This window comes from Methanobrevibacter arboriphilus JCM 13429 = DSM 1125 (genome assembly GCF_002072215.1).
Lineage (GTDB): Archaea > Methanobacteriota > Methanobacteria > Methanobacteriales > Methanobacteriaceae > Methanobinarius > Methanobinarius arboriphilicus.
The window spans coordinates 91,706-111,976 of record NZ_JXMW01000012.1; the positions used below are offsets into that span (position 1 = coordinate 91,706).

The following is a 20,271-nucleotide window of genomic DNA, read 5'->3' on the forward strand; positions in this document are numbered from 1 at the left end:
ATAATTCTAATAATAAAACAACTAAATAATTACATAACTTAAACTATTGCTTAATACTAATTATTAGCTAAAATTTAACTAAATCATAGACCTTTAAGCCATATCGTTATATAGCCAATTTTAGGAATTATAAACGGCTGTTCTCCAATCTTTACTACTCGTTCAGTTATCTGAGATGGCGAGACGAGGTAAGGGTCTGGAACATTATTATTATCTCCTTTTATTACATAATATTTGCTGCCATTAACATATGTTTCATTTATAATTCTATGAATAACTGGATTTGGGAACCATTTAGCATTATATACAACTATATCCCCCACTTCTGCATTGTTTGGGTCAAATTCATGTAATCCAATGAAATCAGCTTTTTCAACTACCACAATGTCTCCTCTGAAAAAAACAGGCTCCATACTCCCCGAAACAACTACATTCATATGTTGAGCAATTAATAAACCAACAATAATTATTAATGCATAAACAGCTATCTCTTTTTTTGTTGACATTAAAGCACCATAATTTTAATTTAATAAAATGAAATTTTTTATACTAACAATAAATATTGACTTCATGTTATATAAACAATTTACTAATTTCAGTTATAATATGAAAAATATATAAAAAAGAAAATAAGAACTAAAATAAAATAAAGAACAAAAATAAATTATAAATAAAAAGTTTGAATTAATAATTCATATTTATAATTCATATTTTATAATTTATAATTTATATTAATAATTTATATCGATAATTCATATTAATAATAAATAATCAATAAATTAATTAATATTGTAATTCTATCTTAAAATAGCACCTTTATCAGCAGAGCTAACAGATTTTTGATATATATTTAACCAACCTTTAATTTTTCTTTTTGGAAGGTTTGAATTGGCTATTCTTTCTTTAATTTCATCATCTGATAAATCTACATTAATCTTCCTATTTTTAATATCTATTTCGATTATATCTCCATCGATTAATCCACCAATAGGTCCATCACCCATAGCTTCTGGAGAAACATGACCTACACAAGGTCCACGAGTTCCTCCTGAAAACCTACCATCAGTAATAAGAGCAACATTCTTTATTCCAAGGCCCATTATAGCAGAAGTTGGATTAAGCATTTCTCTCATTCCAGGACCACCTTTAGGACCTTCACAACGTATAACAACAATATCCCCCTCAACAATCTTCCCATTGAAAATTGCTTCAACTGATTCTTCTTCACTATTGAAAACCTTTGCAGGACCTTTATGATACATCATATCATCTTCAACAGCAGCTTGTTTTATAACTGAACCATTAGGAGCTAAATTACCCTTTAAAATAGCTATTCCTCCTTCATCATGAACAGGATTTTCAATTGGCCTTATTACATCAGTATTTTTAACTTCAATATTTTCAATATTTTCTTTTATAGTTTTACCATTACAAGTAATTGAATCAGTATATATTTTGCTTTCAATAGTTTTTAAAACACTAGGAATTCCTCCTGCTTCATGAAGATCTAACATTGTATCTTTACCAGCAGGACTCATAGAAGCAATATGGGGAACAAGCTTACTTACTTTATCAAATAATTCAAGATCAACTTGAATACCTCTATCTTCAAATTCACTGGCTATTGCAGGAATATGTAAAGCAGTATTACTTGATCCACCTAAAGCCATATCAATAGCTAAGGCATTTTCAAAAGATTTCTGCGTAACAATCTTAGAAGGAGTTAAATTTTCATTTATCATCCCAACAATACGATTACCAGAATTTTTAGCTATTTTTAACTTATTTTCATCAACTGCAAGAGTTGTAGCACACATAGGTAGACTCATACCTAGAGTTTCAGTTACACAAGCCATAGTATTTGCAGTGAATAGTCCTGAACAAGAACCAGCACCAGGACAGGCACTACACTCAAGTTCATAAAGTTCATCTTCACTCATTTCACCATTAGATACTTCTCCAACAGCTTCATAAACAGTGATTAAGTCTGCATTTTCTCCTTTAAATTCTCCTGGAACCATAGGTCCCCCTGTAACAACAATAGAAGGAATATTTAATCTTAAAGCAGCCATTAACATTCCAGGGACAACTTTATCACAACTTGGAATAAGAACAAGCCCATCAAGACTATGGCCCATAGCTACACTTTCAACAGTATTAGCTACTATTTCACGAGAAGGAAGAGAATATTTCATTCCTTCATGATTCATAGCTATTCCATCACAAATAGCCATTGTATTAAATTCAAAAGGAACACCACCAGCATCAATAATTCCCTTTTTTACTTCTTCAACTAATTCTTTTAAGTGAATATGACCTGGAACAATATCAGTGAAACTATTGGCTATTCCAATAAATGGTTTTTCAAAATCATCATCTTTAAGGCCACAAGCTCGAAGAAGAGATCTATGTGGGGCTCTTTCAATTCCTTTTTTTATACTATCGCTTTTCATCTAACCACATTGAATATAAATTATTAAAATTTTTAAATTTTTTATAAAATTTATTATAATGAAATTTAATATAAAATTTAATATAAAATTTAATATGAGATTTAATATGTATTATATATAATTTTTATGATAAATAGATTTTTTAATATTATAAATATTTTTTAATAGAATAAATAAAATGAATATAAAAATAACTAAAACAAATATAAATAGCTAAAAGAATAACTAAAAGAACTATAAAATAAAAGAAGTATAAATATTTAAAAAAAATATAAACAACTAAAAAAGAGTGAATAATTAAAAAAACAATGATAAAAACAATTATACTAATAATAAATATAAATGATTATAAGTATGAAATAAGTAGAATAATTATAAAAATAATAAAAATATAGCTAAAAAATTAAATATAATGTTAATAAAAAACTAATAAAAAAATTATTTTTCTGATTTTATCATCGTTAAAACCATTTTAAATGGTTCATTTGCAAATAAAGCATGAGGTTCATTTGCAGGCATTATAATAAGTTCACCTTTTTTAACAATGTTTTTATTTCCAGAAATTGTTATCTCAGCGACACCATCTACAATTTGAACCATTGCATCAAAAGGAGCACTATGCTCACTTAATCCTTGTCCTTTATCAAAAGCAAAAATTGTTACAGTCCCAACTTCTTTTTTGATAATTTCACGACTTACAACAGATTCATCTTGATATTCTGCTAAGCTATCTATCTTAACCGGCTTACTTTTTATGTCTTCCATAATTTAACACCTCAAAAATATAAAAAATATAAGAATTATTAGTTTATAATATTAAGAATTATTGTTTATGAGTTATTGTTTATATGATATTTAATTCTAACTAAATTTATACATTGAATATATTTATACATTGAATATAAATATCATTAAACTACTTAATTAACCTAATATTCTTTTAATATCTTCTTCTGGATCTCCAATTGGTGTTAAATTGTAATTGTTAACTAAGAAATCAGCTATATCATCATTTACCCATGCAGGTAAAATTGGACCTAAAAGCATGTCTTTTTTATTTAAGTATAGTAAACTCCAGAATATAGCTACTGCCTTTTGTTCCATCCAACTTAAGACAATTGTTAAAGGAAGATCATTTAATTCTAAGCCAAACAAGTCAGATAGCGCAAGAGCTACATCAACAGCTACAATAGCATCATTACATTGTCCAACGTCTATAATACGTGGAACACCTTCAATATCACCAAGATCTAAGTCATTAAACCTATATTTACCACATGCAAGAGTTAATACTACAGTATCTTCTGGTAGTTTTTCTACAAACTCTCTGTAGTATCTAGCTTGTGGAAGCGGGCTGTCACATCCTCCTACTAAGAAGAATCTTCTAATTTTTCCAGCTTCAACAAGTTCCTTAATTTTATCAGCTAATGAAAGAATAGTTGATACACCAAATCCAGTAGTTACAGTTGGTTTATTTTCTTCTTCTTCAAGATCTCCAAGTTCAAGAGCTTTATTAATAATTGGAGTAAAGTCATAGTTTTCAATTTGCATAATTCCAGGTAATTTAGCTACACCACTAGTGAAAATACGATCACTATAATCATCTTTTGGTAGTAAAACACAATTAGAAGTAGCTAAAATAGCTACATTATACTTTGAAAAGGTTTTCTTTTGATCAAACCATGGTCCTCCAAGTTGACCAGCTAAATGTTCATATTTTTTAAGTTCTGGATATCCATGTGCTGGAAGCATTTCACTATGAGTATAAACATTGATTCCAGTTCCTTCAGTCTGTTTTAAAAGTTCCTCAATAGCTTTCATGTCATGTCCAGTGACTAAAATACCAGGTCCTTTTTTAGATCCAACTTCAACAACTTGTGGTTCTGGTTCTCCATAAGTTTCAATATGAGCTTTTTTAAGCAACCTCATTACTTTTATATTAGCTTCACCAGCATCAAGACCTAATTTAATTAAATCTTCAACATCAAAGTTTACATTGGTAAGAGTACTATACATTCCTTTAGTTAAAAATTCATCAATACTCTCATCTTTATATCCTAATTCATTTGCTTGATAATTATATGCACTGATTCCTTTTATGGAAAAAATAAGATTGTCTTGTAGCCTAGCTACTGTTGGAACTTTTCCACAAACTCCTCTTACATCACAACCAGTTCCTTTGGCTGTTTGAGAACATTGGTAACAAAACATGTCAAGTGGTTTATATGCCATAATTTTTCCTCCTTAAAAATTTAAGCTTTTGCTTCAATTTCACAATTTAATTTTTAATTTTTCTAGCTTATTAAGCTGGGATTCATGTAAATTAGTGTTTAAATTTCTGAAATTGAGTATAATTTAATTTTTTATAAAAAATAGCATTTTTAACCTAATAAATTAGATATTTTATATATTTTAGATAGTTTATATATTTAAATTATATAACTAAGATTATATAACTAAAATTATATATTTAAAACTACATATCTAAAATTATATAAAATTTAGATATCTAAAATATTATTTATTTTTTAAATACTATTTTGAATTTTAACAGTCTCGTGTTTTTACTGAAATTTATCCCTACTACTAATATTGTTTAAAATTCTATATATAATTTTTGTAACTTTTTATGGGTAAAATGTTACAAATTAATAACAAATATTAAAGCAGGTGAAGTTTTTAATTTAAATCATGAATTAGTTTAAACTAAAATTTTAGCTTATATTTTAATTAAACTAGTTAAAAATAATAATTATAGTCTAAAAAAGCTGATAAACTATATATTCAAAATTTAATATAATTTATCCATTATTTTATATTAATTAAGAAGATTTTATTCCCTAGAAAAAATTGTTTTTTACAAATGTTACAGTTGAAACCTATGTCTAATTAGCTTAATTTTTTAAAGTTTGTAATATAAAAAAAGATATAAAAAAGATATTTTTAGATAAAAAGATAAAAAAGATATTTCTAATAGGAAATATTATTAATTCTTTTTCATTTTTTTATTTAATATATTAAAAAAGCGATCATCATAATTTTTAGCTATATCCTCATATTGATTCCATACTCCAATAGCAGAGCTGGATACAACATTCTTCTTTTTACCAGAAAATTTAGAAAAAATATGAATCATCTCAATACCATCCCTAATAATTAATTTAACAAAAGGAATATCTGCTTTTAAAATATTAACACCACAATCCTCAAATTCAGCTAAAACATCGATTTTTTTATCATCAATATAACAGTACTCAGCAGCTAAAATGTTTATTTCAATTCCTTTTTTTAAAAGATTTTTGAATTTATCTTTTAAAAATTTTGACTCTCCTTCAAATAAAAAGCCCATACGGATAGAAACTGTAGATTTAGCTCTTGAAATAATCTCAAGTTCTTTTTTAATAATTCTATCAGTACCATGAATTAGCCAAATTGGTGCTGGTATTTTAGAAAGTTGGCTCTCATAAGCATAGTTAAGATTCATTTCAGTTTCTTCAAGTTCATCTAATAATTTTTGTTTATATCTACGAAAAACATCGGAAGGGGGTACAATATGATATTTTAATGGCCTTCCTCGTTCAATTTCAATAAATCCTTTATTTGATAATGATTTTAGCACATCATAAATTTTGGTTCTTGGAACATTAGAATTAAGGCTAATTTCAGTTGCTGTTCCAGAAATCATATAAGTCATTGATAAATATACCATAGATTCATAAGTAGATAAACCAAACATTTTAAGTGAACCAATAGTTTTATTTTTCATACTATCCCTTAAACAAGTTTATAATATTCCTACCTGTTATTTATTTTCATTATTTGTTATTTATTGATATTTTATTATTTTAAATCATTTATCTGATAAATTACAATTAAAAATTAATTATTTCAAAAATTATAATTATTTATAAATAAATATTTAATAATTGGAATAAATAAAAATATTATATAACAACATTATATAATATTACTAATTTAATAGTTAATAATTTTTTATATAGTCATGTTTTTTATAATCTGTATCATTTTTATAATTATATTATTGTATAATAATCTTTTATAATCAATATTCGTATAATTATATTTTATATAATAATTTGGTATAGTCAATTTTAATAGAATATATACTATTTTTAATTACATTTCAACTATTAAAATCTAAAAAATTAATTATATATCTTTAAGAATATTTTACAGTTGCAATATATGTTAATTAATAATATCATGAAGAAGTGAAAACCCTATTTAAAAATTCTATTTTTTAAATATTTTTAATTTATTTATATTAATTATGTGTAATCTAATTATGTATAATCTAATATATAATCTAAAATTAATCTAAAATTACTATTAATTATAGAAAATTTAATTATAATTAATATAGAAAATGAAAAAGTATTATTATCTACTAAAAAGTTTTATTATATACTAAAAAATTTTATTATCTACTTTTATATGACAATGAAATATTAATATGAATAAAAATATTAAATATGAATATATCGAAAATATGAAAAATAGTTGAAATAAAAGTAAATATAGTTTATATAAAATAAAATATAAATTTATAATTTTATTTAAAAACTATATATTAGTTTTTATAAAAATTATTTATCAGTTTTTATTATAACAATTTATTTTATAAAAGCTATTTATTATTATAAAAACTATTTATAAGTATATTATTTAGTTTATTATTAAAGTTTTCCCAATAATATCATTAATTAGGTGATTTAATGCGAGTATTACTAATACACTCTGATTATTTAAAGTATAAAACAAAAAATAAGACTCCAATAGCTGAAGAAATAGAAAAAGATAAAGAAGAAGGTGTTTTTAACGAAGCTTTAGTTGTATTTACAGCTGTTGAAAAAGTAGATGAGAAAAACCCAGCAGGAGTTGTGAATAATTTAATAAACGAGATAAAATCAACTAATGATCAGATTAATGCAGAAAGAATAGTTTTATATCCTTATGCCCATCTATCATCTTCACTCAGTTCTCCAAAAATAGCTATTGAAATATTAAAAATGGCAGAAAAAGAATTATCTGTCCGTGGGTTTGAAGTTTCAAGAGTTCCATTTGGATGGTATAAATCCTTTGAAATATCATGTAAAGGTCATCCATTATCAGAACTTTCAAGATCTATAGATGCTGTTGATATTTCAGCTGATGGAATTGGTGAAGAAGAATCAGAACCTTCTAAATTTTATATATTAGAAGATAGTATCTTAGAAGACGCTGAAAAATATAAATACGAAAAAAAGTCTGATTTAGAAAAATTAGCTAAGTATGAGCTTGGAACTGGTAAAAGTAAAGATACTGAACCTCCACATGTTAGATTAATGAAAGAAAAAGAATTAGCTGATTATGAAAGTGCAGCTGATGTTGGACATTTAAAATGGTATCCTAAAGGAAGGATTATCAGAGATTTATTATCTGATTATGTATATGATCTTGTAGTAGAAAGAGGTGCGATGCCTATTGAAACTCCAGTAATGTATGATTTAGCTAATGATGCAATAAGAGAACATGCAGAGAAATTTGGAGAAAGACAATATAAAATCCATACTAAGAAAGAATTAATGTTAAGATTTGCATGTTGTTTCGGAGCATTTAGAGTTTTAGCTGATTCATTTTTAACTTGGAAAAACTTACCAGCAAGAGTATATGAGCTATCCACTTATAGTTTTAGATTTGAAAAGAGAGGAGAAGTAGTAGGTTTAAAAAGGCTTAGAGGATTCACAATGCCTGATATGCATTCAATATGTGCTGATATGAGTCAATCATTAATAGAATTTGAAAATCAGGTTGATATGTGTATCCAGACTGGAAAAGATTTTGAAGTGAATTATGAAGTAATTTTTAGAGCTACAAAAGATTTTTATGAAGAAAATCAAGATTGGATGTATGAAACTGCTAAAAAACTTAATAAACCAGTTATATTAGAGATATTACCAGAAAGAAAGCATTATTGGGTTTGTAAAATGGATTTTGCAGCTATGGACTATCTTGGTAGACCTATTGAAAATCCTACAGTCCAAATCGATGTTGAAAGTGGGAAAAGGTTTGATATTAGCTATTTAAATGAAAATGAAAAAGAAGACTATCCTATTATTCTTCATTGCAGTCCTACTGGAAGTATTGAAAGAGTTATATGTAGTTTACTTGAAAAAACAGCTATTGAAATAAATGAAAAGCCTCCAATGTTACCAATATGGTTATCACCAATTCAAGTTAGAGTGATACCTGTTGGAGAAAAGCATTTAGAGTATGCTAATCAAGTTGCTGATGAGATAGCATTTAATAACATTAGAGTAGATGTTGATGATAGGGATGAACGTGTTGGAAAGAAAATAAGAAATGCAGCTACTGATTGGGTTCCATATACAATTGTTATTGGTGATAAAGAAATAGAAACAAATGTTTTCAATGTGACTATTCGAGAAACAAAAAACAAATGTGATATGGAGCTTGATGAAGTTATTTATCAAATTTTATCTAAGACAATGGAAAAACCTTTCAGAAAGTTACCTATTCCAAGAAACTTATCTGAAAGAATCAACTTTAAATAGAATGTGTTTAAATAGAATTTGTTTATCAGTATAACTATTAATCATTCTATTTTTATTAAATTTAGAAAATATTTTATAGGAAATTGTTTATAGGAAATATTATATTGATTAAAAACAAATATTTAATATATAAAAATTAAACTTATTTAAAATTTATTTAAAATTTACTTAAAATTTTGGAGACATATTAATGTATAAAATAGGAGAAGCCCTTGTTGGGGACGGAAACGAATTAGCTCATGTTGATTTAATAATTGGGGATAAAGAAGGTCCTGCAGGAACTGCATTTGCAAATGGAATGACACAGTTGTCCATTGGACATACACCTTTATTATCTGTTATAAGGCCAAATTTAATGACTAAACCATCCACTTTAATAATTCCAAAAGTTACTGTTGGTGATTTAGATGATGCAAGTAAAATATTTGGACCTGCACAAACTGCTGTTGGAAGAGCTGTTGCTGATGCAGTTGAAGAAGGTCTTATTCCAAAAGATATTGTAGAGGATATTGTGATTATGGTAAGTGTATTTATACATCCTGATGCTGAAGATTACAGAAAGATATATCAATACAATTATGGAGCTACTAAGCTAGCTATTAGAAGAGCAATGTCTGATTATCCAGGAATTAATAAAGTATTAGCTGAAAAAGACAGAGGAACACATCCTATTATGGGATTCAAAGTTACAAGACTATGGTCTCCTCCTTATGTTCAAGTTGCACTTGATCTCGATAATCTTGATGCAATGGAAAAAATTATCTCTGCAGTTCCAGATAGAGAAAGAATATTACTTGAAGCTGGAACACCGCTAATTAAGAAGTTTGGTGTTGGAGTAGTAAGTAAAATAAGAAAACTTAGACCTGATGCATTCATTATTGCTGATTTAAAAACTTTAGATGTTGGTCGTGTTGAGATTAAAATGGCAGCTGATGAAACAGCTGATGCAGTAGCTATTTCTGGACTTGGAACAATTGAATCCATTGAAAAAGCTATTCATGAAGCTCAAAAACAAGGAATATATTCAATCCTTGATATGATGAATGTTGATAACTTTAAAGAAAAAATTAATAAGTTACAAGATAATCTTAAACCAAACATTGTATTATTACATAGAAATGTTGATCTTGAAACTTCAATGGCTGAAAAAGGTCAAGATACTAGTGATATGACTGAATGGGGTAATATCAAAGAAATTAAAAAATTAATTGGTGATGGTCTTGTTGCTGTTGCTGGTGGAATAACTCCTGAGAAAGTTGATGAAGCTATTGAATCTGGAGCAGACATAATTGTTGTTGGAAGATATATAATTGGTTCAAGGGATGTTAGAAGATCTGCAGAAGATTTCTTAGCTCACTTACCTCAAGATCCTGACAATATGAGATTAGCTCTTGATGAGGATGAACAAGTATAATAATGATTTATCATTATTATTTTAACTATTATTTTAACTAATTTTTTATTTTAGTTTTTATTTTTATTTCTATACTTTATTTAATTTATTAATAAATTTTATTTATTATTTTAATTCTATTCAAGTTATATTGTTCTATTTTAGTTATTATTTTAGTATTATTTTATTTTCTTAATTATCTCTCTAAATTATCCTCTCTTTATTGTCTGAGTTTATAGAAATTTATAATAATTTATAAAAAATAAGTTATAAGTTTAAATATATAAGTTATAAAAAATAAATTATAAGAAATAAAATATAATAAATAAGATATAACTTATATAAAATAAATTATAACTTATTAAAAATAACTTAAAAATTATAAAAATTAATTTATAATAAATAAATTATAACTTATAAATAAAAACTACTCAGTTTTAATTTAAAACTTATAAAAAATAAATTATAAGAAATAAGATATAAATTATAAAAAATAACTAATTAATTATAAATTATAAGATATAATAAATAAATTATAAATAATAATTTAAAACTTATTAAAAATAACTTAAAAATTAAAATATATAACTTATATAAAATAAATTATAACTTATTAAAAATAACTTAAAAATTATAAAAATTAATTTATAATAAATAAATTATAACTTATAAATAAAAACTACTCAGTTTTAATTTAAAACTTATATAGTATAAATGATAATATATAACTTAAGCGAAAATATCCGATGATATAAAAATTATAAAAGGAATGATAGAATGGGAGAAACAATAGCAATAATAAACCAAAAAGGTGGTTGTGGTAAAACAACCACAGCAGTTAACTTAGCTGCATCACTTGCAACATTAGGTAAATCAGTGCTACTTGTTGACATGGATCCACAAGGAAATGCAACTACAAGTTTTGGAATAAACAAACAAGAGCTAAAAAACACAGTTTATGCGGCAATAAGTGGTCAAGTAAGTGTGAAAAAAGCTATTATTCCAACAATTGTTGAAAATTTATTTATTCTCCCAAGTAATATTTCACTAAGTGGAGTCGAAGTAGAATTAAGTAAACTAGATAATTATCACTTAGTTTTGAAAGAATTATTATCACCAGTAGTAAACATTTTTGACTATATAATTATAGACCTTCCTCCATCATTAGGAGTGATAACAATTAATGGCCTTGTAGCAAGTGATAGTTTAATAATACCAATACAGGCAGAATACTTTGCATTGGAAGGATTAGCTGATTTAACAAATACAATTAATCTTGTAGAAGAACGTCTAAGAAGTCCTTCGCCAATTAAAGGAATCGTATTAACATTATATGACTCTAGAACACGGCTTGGAAAAGAAGTATATAGTGAGCTAAAAAAATATTTCGGAGACAAAGAAAACATATTTAAAACAGTGATTTCGAGAAATATACGATTAGCTGAAGCTCCAAGTTATGGTATGCCTTGTATAGCATATGATGAAGAAAGTAGAGGTGCAAGATCTTATTTAAAATTAGCTAAAGAAATATTAAGTTTAGAAAGTGATGAGGGTTAAAAAATGGTAGATAATAAAAAAAACAAAAGAGGATTGGGAAGAGGTTTAGACTCATTAATACCAAAAATAGACGATGAAGAAGATGAAAAAAATAAAAATTCTTCAATTACATTGGAAGATATTCTTTCTAGCTCAGATAATGAAAAAGAAAAAGAAGAAGAAATAGCTGAAAAAAATGATGAAAAGGAGGATAAGGAGAATATTGAGGAGAAAACTCAGGAAATAGAAGTTAATGATGATGAAAATAAACAATTGGATGAAACAAAAACTAAAAGCTCCTTAAAATCTGAAATAAATGAAAAATATAATACTACAGATGAAAGAGAAAAAGAATTGATTGAAACAGAGCAAAAAAAAGATAAAGAAGAAATTAAAAAAGATGAGGATGAAACAGGAAAAGATAAAGAGGAAACAGTGAAAGAAATTGGAAAAAATATTGAAGAAGATACAATTGAAGAAAAAGAAAGTAAGATTCAAGATAAAAAAATTGCTTCAGAAACAGTTGAAATTGAAGAGGAAAATCAATTAAGTGATTATGAAATAGCTAGTATAGAAGAAGTAAAAGAGATAATTGAAAAAAACCCTAGAATTACTCTATGGTCAGCTAAATCAAGTGCAGTATTTAGATATTTAAGAAAAACTAGACCCGAATTTAGTATAAGTAAAGAAGCTTCAAAATTAATAGATGAAGCAGTTTCAGAAAAATACCCTGAAATATGGAAATTATTTGATGATATTTAAAAATTTTTTATAAATTAAAAGGTATAAGTTATAACAATTTTTTATCTTTATCATTATCTTTAAAACTTAAATATTTAGAATCTAAGACTTTTCTAATATTTTCAGCAGTTTTAGACCCTATACCATCAATTTCTTTGAGTTCTGAAATAGATGCATCGATCACAGCTTGAACTGTTGAAAATTTTTCGAGTGATTTCTTTGCTGTAACCGGACCAACATTAGGCAATGATTCAATAATAAACAGCTGCTGTTCCCATAATTCAGTAGGTTTTCTTTCAGTTCTAACTTGAATAGGATTATTATTTTGATTTTGCTCTCTAATAGCAATTCTTTTAATCATAGCTGCAGTATCTTCAGGATTTCTAGTTGGAATAATAGAAATTCCAAAGTCTATTGCAATAGATGCAATAGAACCTCTAATAGCATCAGGAGACAAGAAACCTGAATATATATCATCTCCTTCTAAAATTAAAATTGGTTTTTTAAACTCTTCTTTCATTATTTTAGCTTGTTTATAAAGTCTTTTATCAATGATAGAATCAATAAAATCTTTAGCTGTTTTTCTTTCAATAGCAATATCGTCACTAATCTGATAATCCCCAGCAGCCATAGATTTAATTCTCACATTGACATTTATTGTATCTAACGCTCGAAGTACTTTAGAGTTTCCTTCTCTTGAATCTGCATAAACAAAAATATTATTATTTTGAGCATTCCTATTGATATCATTCTTATTTATTTTATTAAAATCATAACCATTCAAATCATTATAATCATTATAATCATTATAATCATTATAATCATTATTATTAAAATTGTCATTACTATTATTATTAATATTTATATTACTATTAATATCATTAATAGTATTATTGCTAATATTGCCATTATAATTATTATTAGTAGGACCATTATTCATTGAAATATCCTTTTCATCTAAAATAACGCCTATCTCAGCCTTTTTTCCAATTATTTTTGAATTTATTTCATGCTTTGATTTATTGAAAGAGTTTTTATTTAAGTTTTTTAAAGAATCTTTATCTATTAAATGTTTTTTCATTTGTTTTTCCTTATTTAAGCTTGCCCAGTAATAACCTTCATCTCTAGTCCCTTTAGCAATGAGAACTTTCATATTGCCAGTATTTTTCCTTCCAGTTCTTCCTCTCCTTTGAATCATTCGAACTTCTGAAGGTACAGGTTCATAAAGGACAACTAAATCAACAGAAGGAATATCAATTCCTTCTTCAGCAACACTAGTTGAAATTAAAACATCATAAGTCCCAATTTTAAATGATTTAATAATATTCTTTTGTTCTGTCTGAGTAAGTCCTTTTTCTCCATCCCGTGATCCTTGACCATAAAATTTAACAGAATTAATACCTTCTTTTTCACATTTTTTCTGGATCATTTCAAGTGTATCTCTGAATTGTGTGAAAACGATGATTCTTTTATTTTTATTCCTGTTAGAAGAGTTATTATTTTTAGAAGAATTGTTATTTTTAGGAGGATTGTTGGTTTTAGAAAAATTAATTTCTGAGTCAGTGTTTCCTATTAATTTAGATTGATTAATATCGACAATATTTAGTTCTTCTTTTAATATTTCCATGAGTTTTTTTAATTTAGGATGTTCCCATCCATTTTTTTCAGCTTGTTCACTTAAAAGAATAGCTTGAGAAAAATCAGCATCTATTAAAAGTCCTTTGGCCGCCTTAGTATTCTTTTTTCTTATCCTTGAAACATATTTATTGAAAGTTGAAACACCTTGAGTTTCTAAAAGTTCTAAAGCATGCTGAAGATTAATAACTGCACTTAAAATTGAAATTGCTTGATAACATTCTTTTGGAGGATTTGTAGCTCTAGCAATACGATTTTGTACTTTACCTCGAGCTTTTAAAATATCAATTTTATTAACAGAAATAGTAGAAATAACATTTAAATTCTTTAACATTTTCAATCGATGCCTAAGAGCCTTATTAATATGATTTTTAATTTTTTCAAGTTCCTTACTCATATTAACTTTAATCCAGTCTATTTCAATAGGATTAAAATAAGGTTTTACATCAACGTCATCTTCATTTTTTACAACAACATCTTCAATAAAAAGATTTTCACATATTTGCCGAATTTTATCTTTATCAGAACCAGGAGAAGCAGTTAATCCCAGAATCAAATGATTTTTAGCAGTTTTTACATATCTTTGTCCAAGATATACATAGGCATAAGATCCTACAGCGTGATGACATTCATCAAAAACAAGAAGAGATACATCTTCAAGATCATATCTTCCATTAAGTAAATCTGATTCAATTGTTTGTGGTGTTGCACAAATAATCTGAGAATCATCCCATCTTTTTTTTCTTTCATCTGGTTTAGTTGCCCCAGTAATAGAAGTAGTTTTTACATTAAGAAAATGCCTAAAATTTTCTTCGTGCTGAATTGCTAAAGGCTTACTAGGAGCTAAAATAAGAACTTTGGAACCTTTATTTTTTTTAAGTCTATCTGCAGCTACTAATATGGCTACAAGAGTTTTTCCCAAAGCAGTTGGAGCAACAATCATTGTATTCCCTTTTTTAAGAACATCAGCAGCTAGAACTTGTTGATATATCCTTGCTTCTGCAGTATTTTCTTTTATAAAAGGATGTTCAATAAATTTTTCCATGTGATTTATATTGTAAAACATCTTTAAATAAGTTGCGAGAGAGATTATGAAAAGTAATATAAAAAATATATAAAAAGAGTAAAGAGAAAAAATAATAGAAGAAGTAAAGAAAAATAATAAAAGTAAAGAAAAGTGAAAAGTAAAGAAAAAAGATAAAGAAAAAAATAATAATAAAATAATGATAATAAATACAAAATAAAAATAATAAAAATTAACAATGATAATAAATGAACGGTGATTAATTGATAATTATAATGGACGAAAGATCTAAAAAATATATTATTGATCAAAAATCTGATTTTCAAAGTGATTTAGGAATTATAAATCAAGAGGATCTAGCTAATGCAAAAATAGGTCAAACACTAACAACACATTTAGGGAAAAAATTTAAAGTAATTAAACCATCTGTTAATGATTTTATAGAATTAATGGATAGGAGATGCTCAATACTGATTCAAAAAGACATTGGTACTATAATTTCAAAGTGTGGTATTGGAAGTGGGAGTAGAATTGTTGATGCTGGTACTGGAGCTGGTGCTATAGCTTTAAATTTTGGAAATATTGTTGGAGAATGTGGAAAAGTTTACAGCTACGAGATTAGAGAAGATTTTGCAGAGGTAGCTAAAAGTAATATAGAAAAATTTGGTTTAGATAATATTATTGAAATAAAAAATAAAGATATAAAAGAAGGAATTGAAGAAAACGAAATAGACTTAGTTTTTCTTGATTTAATGAAACCATATGAAATATTTGAAGATGTTTATAGTTGTTTAAATACAGGAGGATACCTTGCTGTTTATGCTCCATATATAGATCAAATTGAAACTTCATATAAAATAGCTAAAAAGATAGGTTTCATAGATTTATCCATTATTGAAACACTTGAAAGAGAAATTGAAGTAAGAAATCAAGGCACAAGACCTAAAACTAGAATGGTGGGGCATAGTGGTTATTTGATGTTTGGAAGAAAAATTTGATTATTTTAAATTCTCATAATTACAAGTGAAAATAATAATATAAATATAAATAATAATATGAATATTAAATAATAATAATATAAATAATAATAATATGATTATAAATAATAAAATATATTATATAAAATTATTATTATAAATATAAATATATTTATTATAAATATAAAGATGTTTATTAATTAAATATGAATATTATGATTAAATATGAGTATATGGCTAAAATAGGGGTATTATAATCAAATATAGATATATAAATAAATAGGAATATTATAAATAAATAAAGTTACTATAAATATAAATGTGGCTATTGTATATAGTTATTAGAATATGGCTATTATATATAGTTATTAAAATATGGCTATTGTATATAGCTATTAGAAATATACGATTATTATAATTTTTTTAGAGTGTGATTAAAATTTTTAATCTAAATGATGTAATATCAATAAAGGATTTTCAAAAAAAAGATATTGAATTTATTTTAAATGAAGCTGAAAATCTTGAAAAAATAGCAAAATCCCAAGAATTTTCAGATGAATTAGCAGGTAAAATATTGGGAATGATGTTTTTTGAGCCTTCTACTAGAACTCGTTTATCTTTTGAAACATCCATGAAAAAATTAGGTGGTAATTGTGTTGGATTTGCTGGAAGCTCAGCTAGTTCTGTTTCAAAGGGTGAAAGTTTAGCTGATACATCAAAAATGTTTGAAGCTTATTCAGATGCTCTTATTATTCGACATAGCCTAGAAGGGGCTGCAAAATTTATTTCAGATATTGTGGATGTTCCTGTAATAAATGCTGGAGATGGTGCTGGACAACATCCAACTCAAACTCTTCTAGATCTTTACACAATCAAACGCCAATTTGATAAAATTAAAGGTTTAAATGTTGCTTTAGTGGGAGATTTAAAATATGGACGCACTGTGCATTCATTAGCTTATGCACTTGGAATGTTTGATGCTCAAATGAATTTTGTATCACCTGATGAATTAAAAATGCCAAAAGAAACTCTCCATGATCTAAAAAAGAACAATGTAAAATTTCATGAAACAAATAATTTGAAAAATGTTATTGATGAAATTGATGTATTGTATGTTACTAGAATACAAAAAGAAAGGTTTCCAGATGAAGAAGAATATTCAAAAATAAAAGGAGCTTATTTGATTAATCATGACCTTGTAAAAGGAAAAGATCTTATTGTAATGCATCCTCTTCCAAGAGTTGATGAAATATCTACAGATGTTGATAATACTAAATATAATAAATATTTTGAACAGGCTTTTTATGGTGTTCCTGTTAGAATGGCTATTTTAAAGAATATTATTAAAAATAAATTTTAAATAGCTATAATTATGCCATTAAAATAACTCTTTCTAAAAAATTAAAGTTATGATAAAAATTAAGGTTAAAATGAATTTTAAGATTATAATAAAAATACAAAAATAATTAAAATAAATATTAAAAAAATTAAAATTAAAAACAAAATAGATAAAAAAATAGTTAATTTAGAAAGTTTAATAGCTTTATTAATATCATTCTTTTTTAAAACATTCTTATCTTTACCAATACTATAAACATTCTTTTTTGTAAGGGAAATATCTAAAGCTCCTGCAACAGCTGCCATTGTAAACCCAGAATTTGGGGATGGGCATTTTCTAGCATCATTTAACATTGTTAAATAGCTGTTTTTGTAATTAAATCCTTGATTTCTATATAAGAAAGAAGTTAAAACTGTTAAAATTCCCCCAAGGCGAGCAGGAATATAATTCAATATATCATCTAATTTTGCTGGGAAATATCCAATATTAGAGTACTTTTCATTTTTATATCCAACCATAGCATCTAATGTATTAATTATTCTATAAAAAATAGCTATAATAACAGAAAATATTATAATATTTAAAATATTTATATTAGCTGAAGAAAAATTAAACACTACAATTAAAGATAGAGCTAAAATAAAAATAATATTAGCTATAATATAATAAAATACAGGTGAAATAACAGAGTCTGTTATATTTTCAGATAATGTTTCAATTGTAGCAGAAACAATGAGAGTTTTAGTAAGTTCAGATGTATCTCTACTTACTAAATGTGACATAGAAACTCTTGCAGAATTAATATCTAATTCTAAATCATTGAAAATTGATTTAGCTGAAGAAAGTAGCATTCTAATTGAAAATGTTGAAGAAAGTATTAATGATGATATTATCAAGAAGATAATAAGATTATAGCTAGATATTAATAATATTACTATGAAAAATAATATTACTATCAATGAAACTAATATTGTTAAAATAAATCCAGATATTTTGTTTTTAATTTTTATTAAATATTTTAAAAAAAATTCAATATTTTTACCAATGAAAACCACAGGATGTATTTTTGTTGGTAGTTCGCCTAATAAAATATCAAATAATATTGAAAAAATCAATATACCTAATGAAATAAGTGTAAAAAATTGTAAGCTAGGTATATCTTGAAAATACATTATAAAACCTTAATAATTGAAAATAATCTTAATATTCATGACTTTAATAGTTCTTTGAAGTTTTTTAAAGATACTAAAAATTATTTTTTAAATAGATATTTTTAAATGATTATATTGTTTATTGAATTTAAAAATTTATTTATTATATAAATTATTATTAATATATAATTAAATTTAATTTAAATTATAATTTACATATAGATAAAAATTAGTTATATAACTACTTATATATTTATATAATATATTATAATATATAAAAAATAATTTAACATATAGTGTAATTTCTTAATAGACAGTGATTATATGATTGACGAAAAAATAATCAAAAAATGGCTTGTTGAAGAAGGCCTATTTAAAGAACAAATACCTGATGAAACTTCCAATTTCCATTTTCTTATAAACTATCCAAATGAACACGTACTTGATCTTATACAACCAAAACATAAGGAAGATATGATACTTATTGGCTGTGCATCTGAAATAGCACCTGAACAAGTAGCTTTGATTAAAGATTCATCAAATAAAAAAAGAGAAAAATTTATATGGGATATTAGATTTGCTTTAAATCAATTTCTTCTTGATTTTGAACTTGAACATCCAGACAATGTTTTAAATAGATTTGTTATTTCTGAAGAAATATATGAAGATGGTTTAACAAAAAATAGCTTAATATTATCAATTAAAAAAGTTTTTAAAGGAAAATTACAGTGTATTTGGATAACTGGTAAAACTTTTGGTGAGGGTGAAAACTCACAAATAAATGATAATAGTATGTTTGTTTAATATTTATTGTCCTTTAATATTTTTTATTTTTATATTATTCTTTTTATATTATTTTTTTGTATATTAATTTTATAATATTATTATTTATATTAATTAAATGTTTTTTTTTTTATTAATTAATTTTTTTTATATTATTTGATTTTTTATGGCTTATCTATAACTTATTTTTAATTATAACTTATTTTTAGAGAATTATAAATATATATAAAATATATATCTAATTTACAATTTTTATTTATTCAAATTTTTACACTTGAAATGTATGTTTATACTAATCATTGACAGTTATATAATTTGTGAGTGTGAGGGGTAAATTGCAAGTGAAAGTTATTTTTAGTATTTTGTATGATTGAAGACATACATTTCAAGTGAAAAGATTAGAAATTAGTCTGTTATTGACTTATTTTTTCAATATTTAATATTAATTTTTGTAAAAAAAACATTTTTATGAATTATTTTATTATTTAAACTAATTTAAAAGTTTTAAATTTCAACTAAGAATGTTTAAATGGATTTTAATTTTTTAAAAATATACTAAAATTACACTTGAAATAAATGTCTTAAATTTTCTTTTTTTGAAAAATAACTTTCACTTGAAATACACCTCTCACTTCCTTTTTTATTTAATAGTACATGATTAGAA

14 protein-coding genes are annotated in these 20,271 nt (G+C 25.1%); 7 read left to right on the top strand and 7 right to left on the bottom strand.

What is annotated here, in order from left to right; all coding sequences use genetic code 11:
• Positions 1 to 83 precede the first annotated feature (83 nt).
• From MBBAR_RS06935 to MBBAR_RS06955, 5 genes are all read right to left on the bottom strand, one after another.
• Positions 84 to 506, bottom strand: coding sequence for a signal peptidase I (locus tag MBBAR_RS06935; RefSeq protein WP_080460577.1), 423 nt, complete (start codon positions 504 to 506; stop codon positions 84 to 86).
• 291 nt (positions 507 to 797) lie between these two features.
• Positions 798 to 2,453 carry a dihydroxy-acid dehydratase gene (gene ilvD / locus MBBAR_RS06940; protein ID WP_080460578.1) on the bottom strand — a complete coding sequence of 552 codons (1,656 nt, stop codon included), beginning with the start codon at positions 2,451 to 2,453 and terminating at the stop codon, positions 798 to 800.
• A gap of 438 nt (positions 2,454 to 2,891) precedes the next feature.
• Positions 2,892 to 3,221, bottom strand: coding sequence for a cupin domain-containing protein (locus MBBAR_RS06945; RefSeq protein ID WP_080460579.1), 330 nt, complete (start codon positions 3,219 to 3,221; stop codon positions 2,892 to 2,894).
• Between the two features lie 156 nt (positions 3,222 to 3,377).
• Positions 3,378 to 4,685: a hydroxylamine reductase gene (hcp, locus tag MBBAR_RS06950; protein WP_249025042.1), complete on the bottom strand. Its 1,308-nt coding sequence runs from the start codon at positions 4,683 to 4,685 to the stop codon at positions 3,378 to 3,380.
• A 754-nt stretch (positions 4,686 to 5,439) separates the two neighbouring features.
• Positions 5,440 to 6,219, bottom strand: a complete 780-nt coding sequence (locus tag MBBAR_RS06955; RefSeq protein ID WP_080460580.1) for a TrmB family transcriptional regulator — start codon at positions 6,217 to 6,219, stop codon at positions 5,440 to 5,442.
• A 970-nt stretch (positions 6,220 to 7,189) separates the two neighbouring features.
• Between MBBAR_RS06955 and MBBAR_RS06960 the strand changes: the two genes are divergently transcribed.
• The 4 genes from MBBAR_RS06960 to MBBAR_RS06975 all read left to right on the top strand — a co-directional run bounded on the left by MBBAR_RS06960 (position 7,190) and on the right by MBBAR_RS06975 (position 12,719).
• Positions 7,190 to 9,028, top strand: a complete 1,839-nt coding sequence (locus tag MBBAR_RS06960) for a threonine--tRNA ligase (RefSeq protein WP_080460581.1) — start codon at positions 7,190 to 7,192, stop codon at positions 9,026 to 9,028.
• Positions 9,029 to 9,218: 190 nt separating this feature from the next.
• Complete coding sequence (locus MBBAR_RS06965; protein WP_080460582.1) at positions 9,219 to 10,442, top strand: bifunctional 5,6,7,8-tetrahydromethanopterin hydro-lyase/3-hexulose-6-phosphate synthase; 1,224 nt, start codon at positions 9,219 to 9,221, stop codon at positions 10,440 to 10,442.
• Positions 10,443 to 11,198: 756 nt separating this feature from the next.
• On the top strand, positions 11,199 to 11,978 hold the full coding sequence (locus MBBAR_RS06970; RefSeq protein ID WP_080460583.1) for a ParA family protein: 780 nt from the start codon (positions 11,199 to 11,201) through the stop codon (positions 11,976 to 11,978).
• Between the two features lie 3 nt (positions 11,979 to 11,981).
• A complete protein-coding gene (locus MBBAR_RS06975; RefSeq protein ID WP_080460584.1) occupies positions 11,982 to 12,719 on the top strand; it encodes a hypothetical protein in 738 nt (245 codons plus the stop codon).
• Between the two features lie 28 nt (positions 12,720 to 12,747).
• Here MBBAR_RS06975 and MBBAR_RS06980 read toward each other — a convergent pair whose 3' ends face one another.
• Positions 12,748 to 15,378 (bottom strand): DEAD/DEAH box helicase, encoded by a 2,631-nt coding sequence (locus MBBAR_RS06980; RefSeq protein WP_080460585.1) that lies wholly within the window; start codon positions 15,376 to 15,378, stop codon positions 12,748 to 12,750.
• A gap of 242 nt (positions 15,379 to 15,620) precedes the next feature.
• Here MBBAR_RS06980 and MBBAR_RS06985 point away from each other — a divergent pair, with 242 nt between their 5' ends.
• A complete protein-coding gene (locus MBBAR_RS06985; protein WP_080460586.1) occupies positions 15,621 to 16,355 on the top strand; it encodes a tRNA (adenine-N1)-methyltransferase in 735 nt (244 codons plus the stop codon).
• Positions 16,356 to 16,764: 409 nt separating this feature from the next.
• Positions 16,765 to 17,694 carry an aspartate carbamoyltransferase gene (gene pyrB, locus MBBAR_RS06990; protein ID WP_080460587.1) on the top strand — a complete coding sequence of 310 codons (930 nt, stop codon included), beginning with the start codon at positions 16,765 to 16,767 and terminating at the stop codon, positions 17,692 to 17,694.
• An 83-nt stretch (positions 17,695 to 17,777) separates the two neighbouring features.
• Here the strand turns inward: pyrB and MBBAR_RS06995 are convergent, their stop codons facing one another.
• On the bottom strand, positions 17,778 to 18,845 hold the full coding sequence (locus MBBAR_RS06995) for a cobalamin biosynthesis protein (RefSeq protein ID WP_080460588.1): 1,068 nt from the start codon (positions 18,843 to 18,845) through the stop codon (positions 17,778 to 17,780).
• Positions 18,846 to 19,148: 303 nt separating this feature from the next.
• Between MBBAR_RS06995 and MBBAR_RS07000 the strand changes: the two genes are divergently transcribed.
• Complete coding sequence (locus tag MBBAR_RS07000) at positions 19,149 to 19,628, top strand: DUF2299 domain-containing protein (RefSeq protein ID WP_080460589.1); 480 nt, start codon at positions 19,149 to 19,151, stop codon at positions 19,626 to 19,628.
• The last annotated feature ends 643 nt before the right edge of the window (positions 19,629 to 20,271 follow it).

Excerpts from the sequence above, each read along its gene's own strand:
- MBBAR_RS06960 (WP_080460581.1), top strand. The coding sequence starts at position 7,190 with ATGCGAGTATTACTAATACACTCTGATTATTTAAAGTATAAAACAAAA.
- hcp (WP_249025042.1), bottom strand. The coding sequence starts at position 4,685 with ATGGCATATAAACCACTTGACATGTTTTGTTACCAATGTTCTCAAACA.
- MBBAR_RS06995 (WP_080460588.1), bottom strand. The coding sequence starts at position 18,845 with ATGTATTTTCAAGATATACCTAGCTTACAATTTTTTACACTTATTTCA.
- MBBAR_RS06970 (WP_080460583.1), top strand. The coding sequence starts at position 11,199 with ATGGGAGAAACAATAGCAATAATAAACCAAAAAGGTGGTTGTGGTAAA.
- MBBAR_RS06980 (WP_080460585.1), bottom strand. The coding sequence starts at position 15,378 with ATGGAAAAATTTATTGAACATCCTTTTATAAAAGAAAATACTGCAGAA.
- MBBAR_RS07000 (WP_080460589.1), top strand. The coding sequence starts at position 19,149 with ATGATTGACGAAAAAATAATCAAAAAATGGCTTGTTGAAGAAGGCCTA.
- MBBAR_RS06935 (WP_080460577.1), bottom strand. The coding sequence starts at position 506 with ATGTCAACAAAAAAAGAGATAGCTGTTTATGCATTAATAATTATTGTT.
- ilvD (WP_080460578.1), bottom strand. The coding sequence starts at position 2,453 with ATGAAAAGCGATAGTATAAAAAAAGGAATTGAAAGAGCCCCACATAGA.
- MBBAR_RS06975 (WP_080460584.1), top strand. The coding sequence starts at position 11,982 with ATGGTAGATAATAAAAAAAACAAAAGAGGATTGGGAAGAGGTTTAGAC.
- MBBAR_RS06955 (WP_080460580.1), bottom strand. The coding sequence starts at position 6,219 with ATGAAAAATAAAACTATTGGTTCACTTAAAATGTTTGGTTTATCTACT.
- MBBAR_RS06965 (WP_080460582.1), top strand. The coding sequence starts at position 9,219 with ATGTATAAAATAGGAGAAGCCCTTGTTGGGGACGGAAACGAATTAGCT.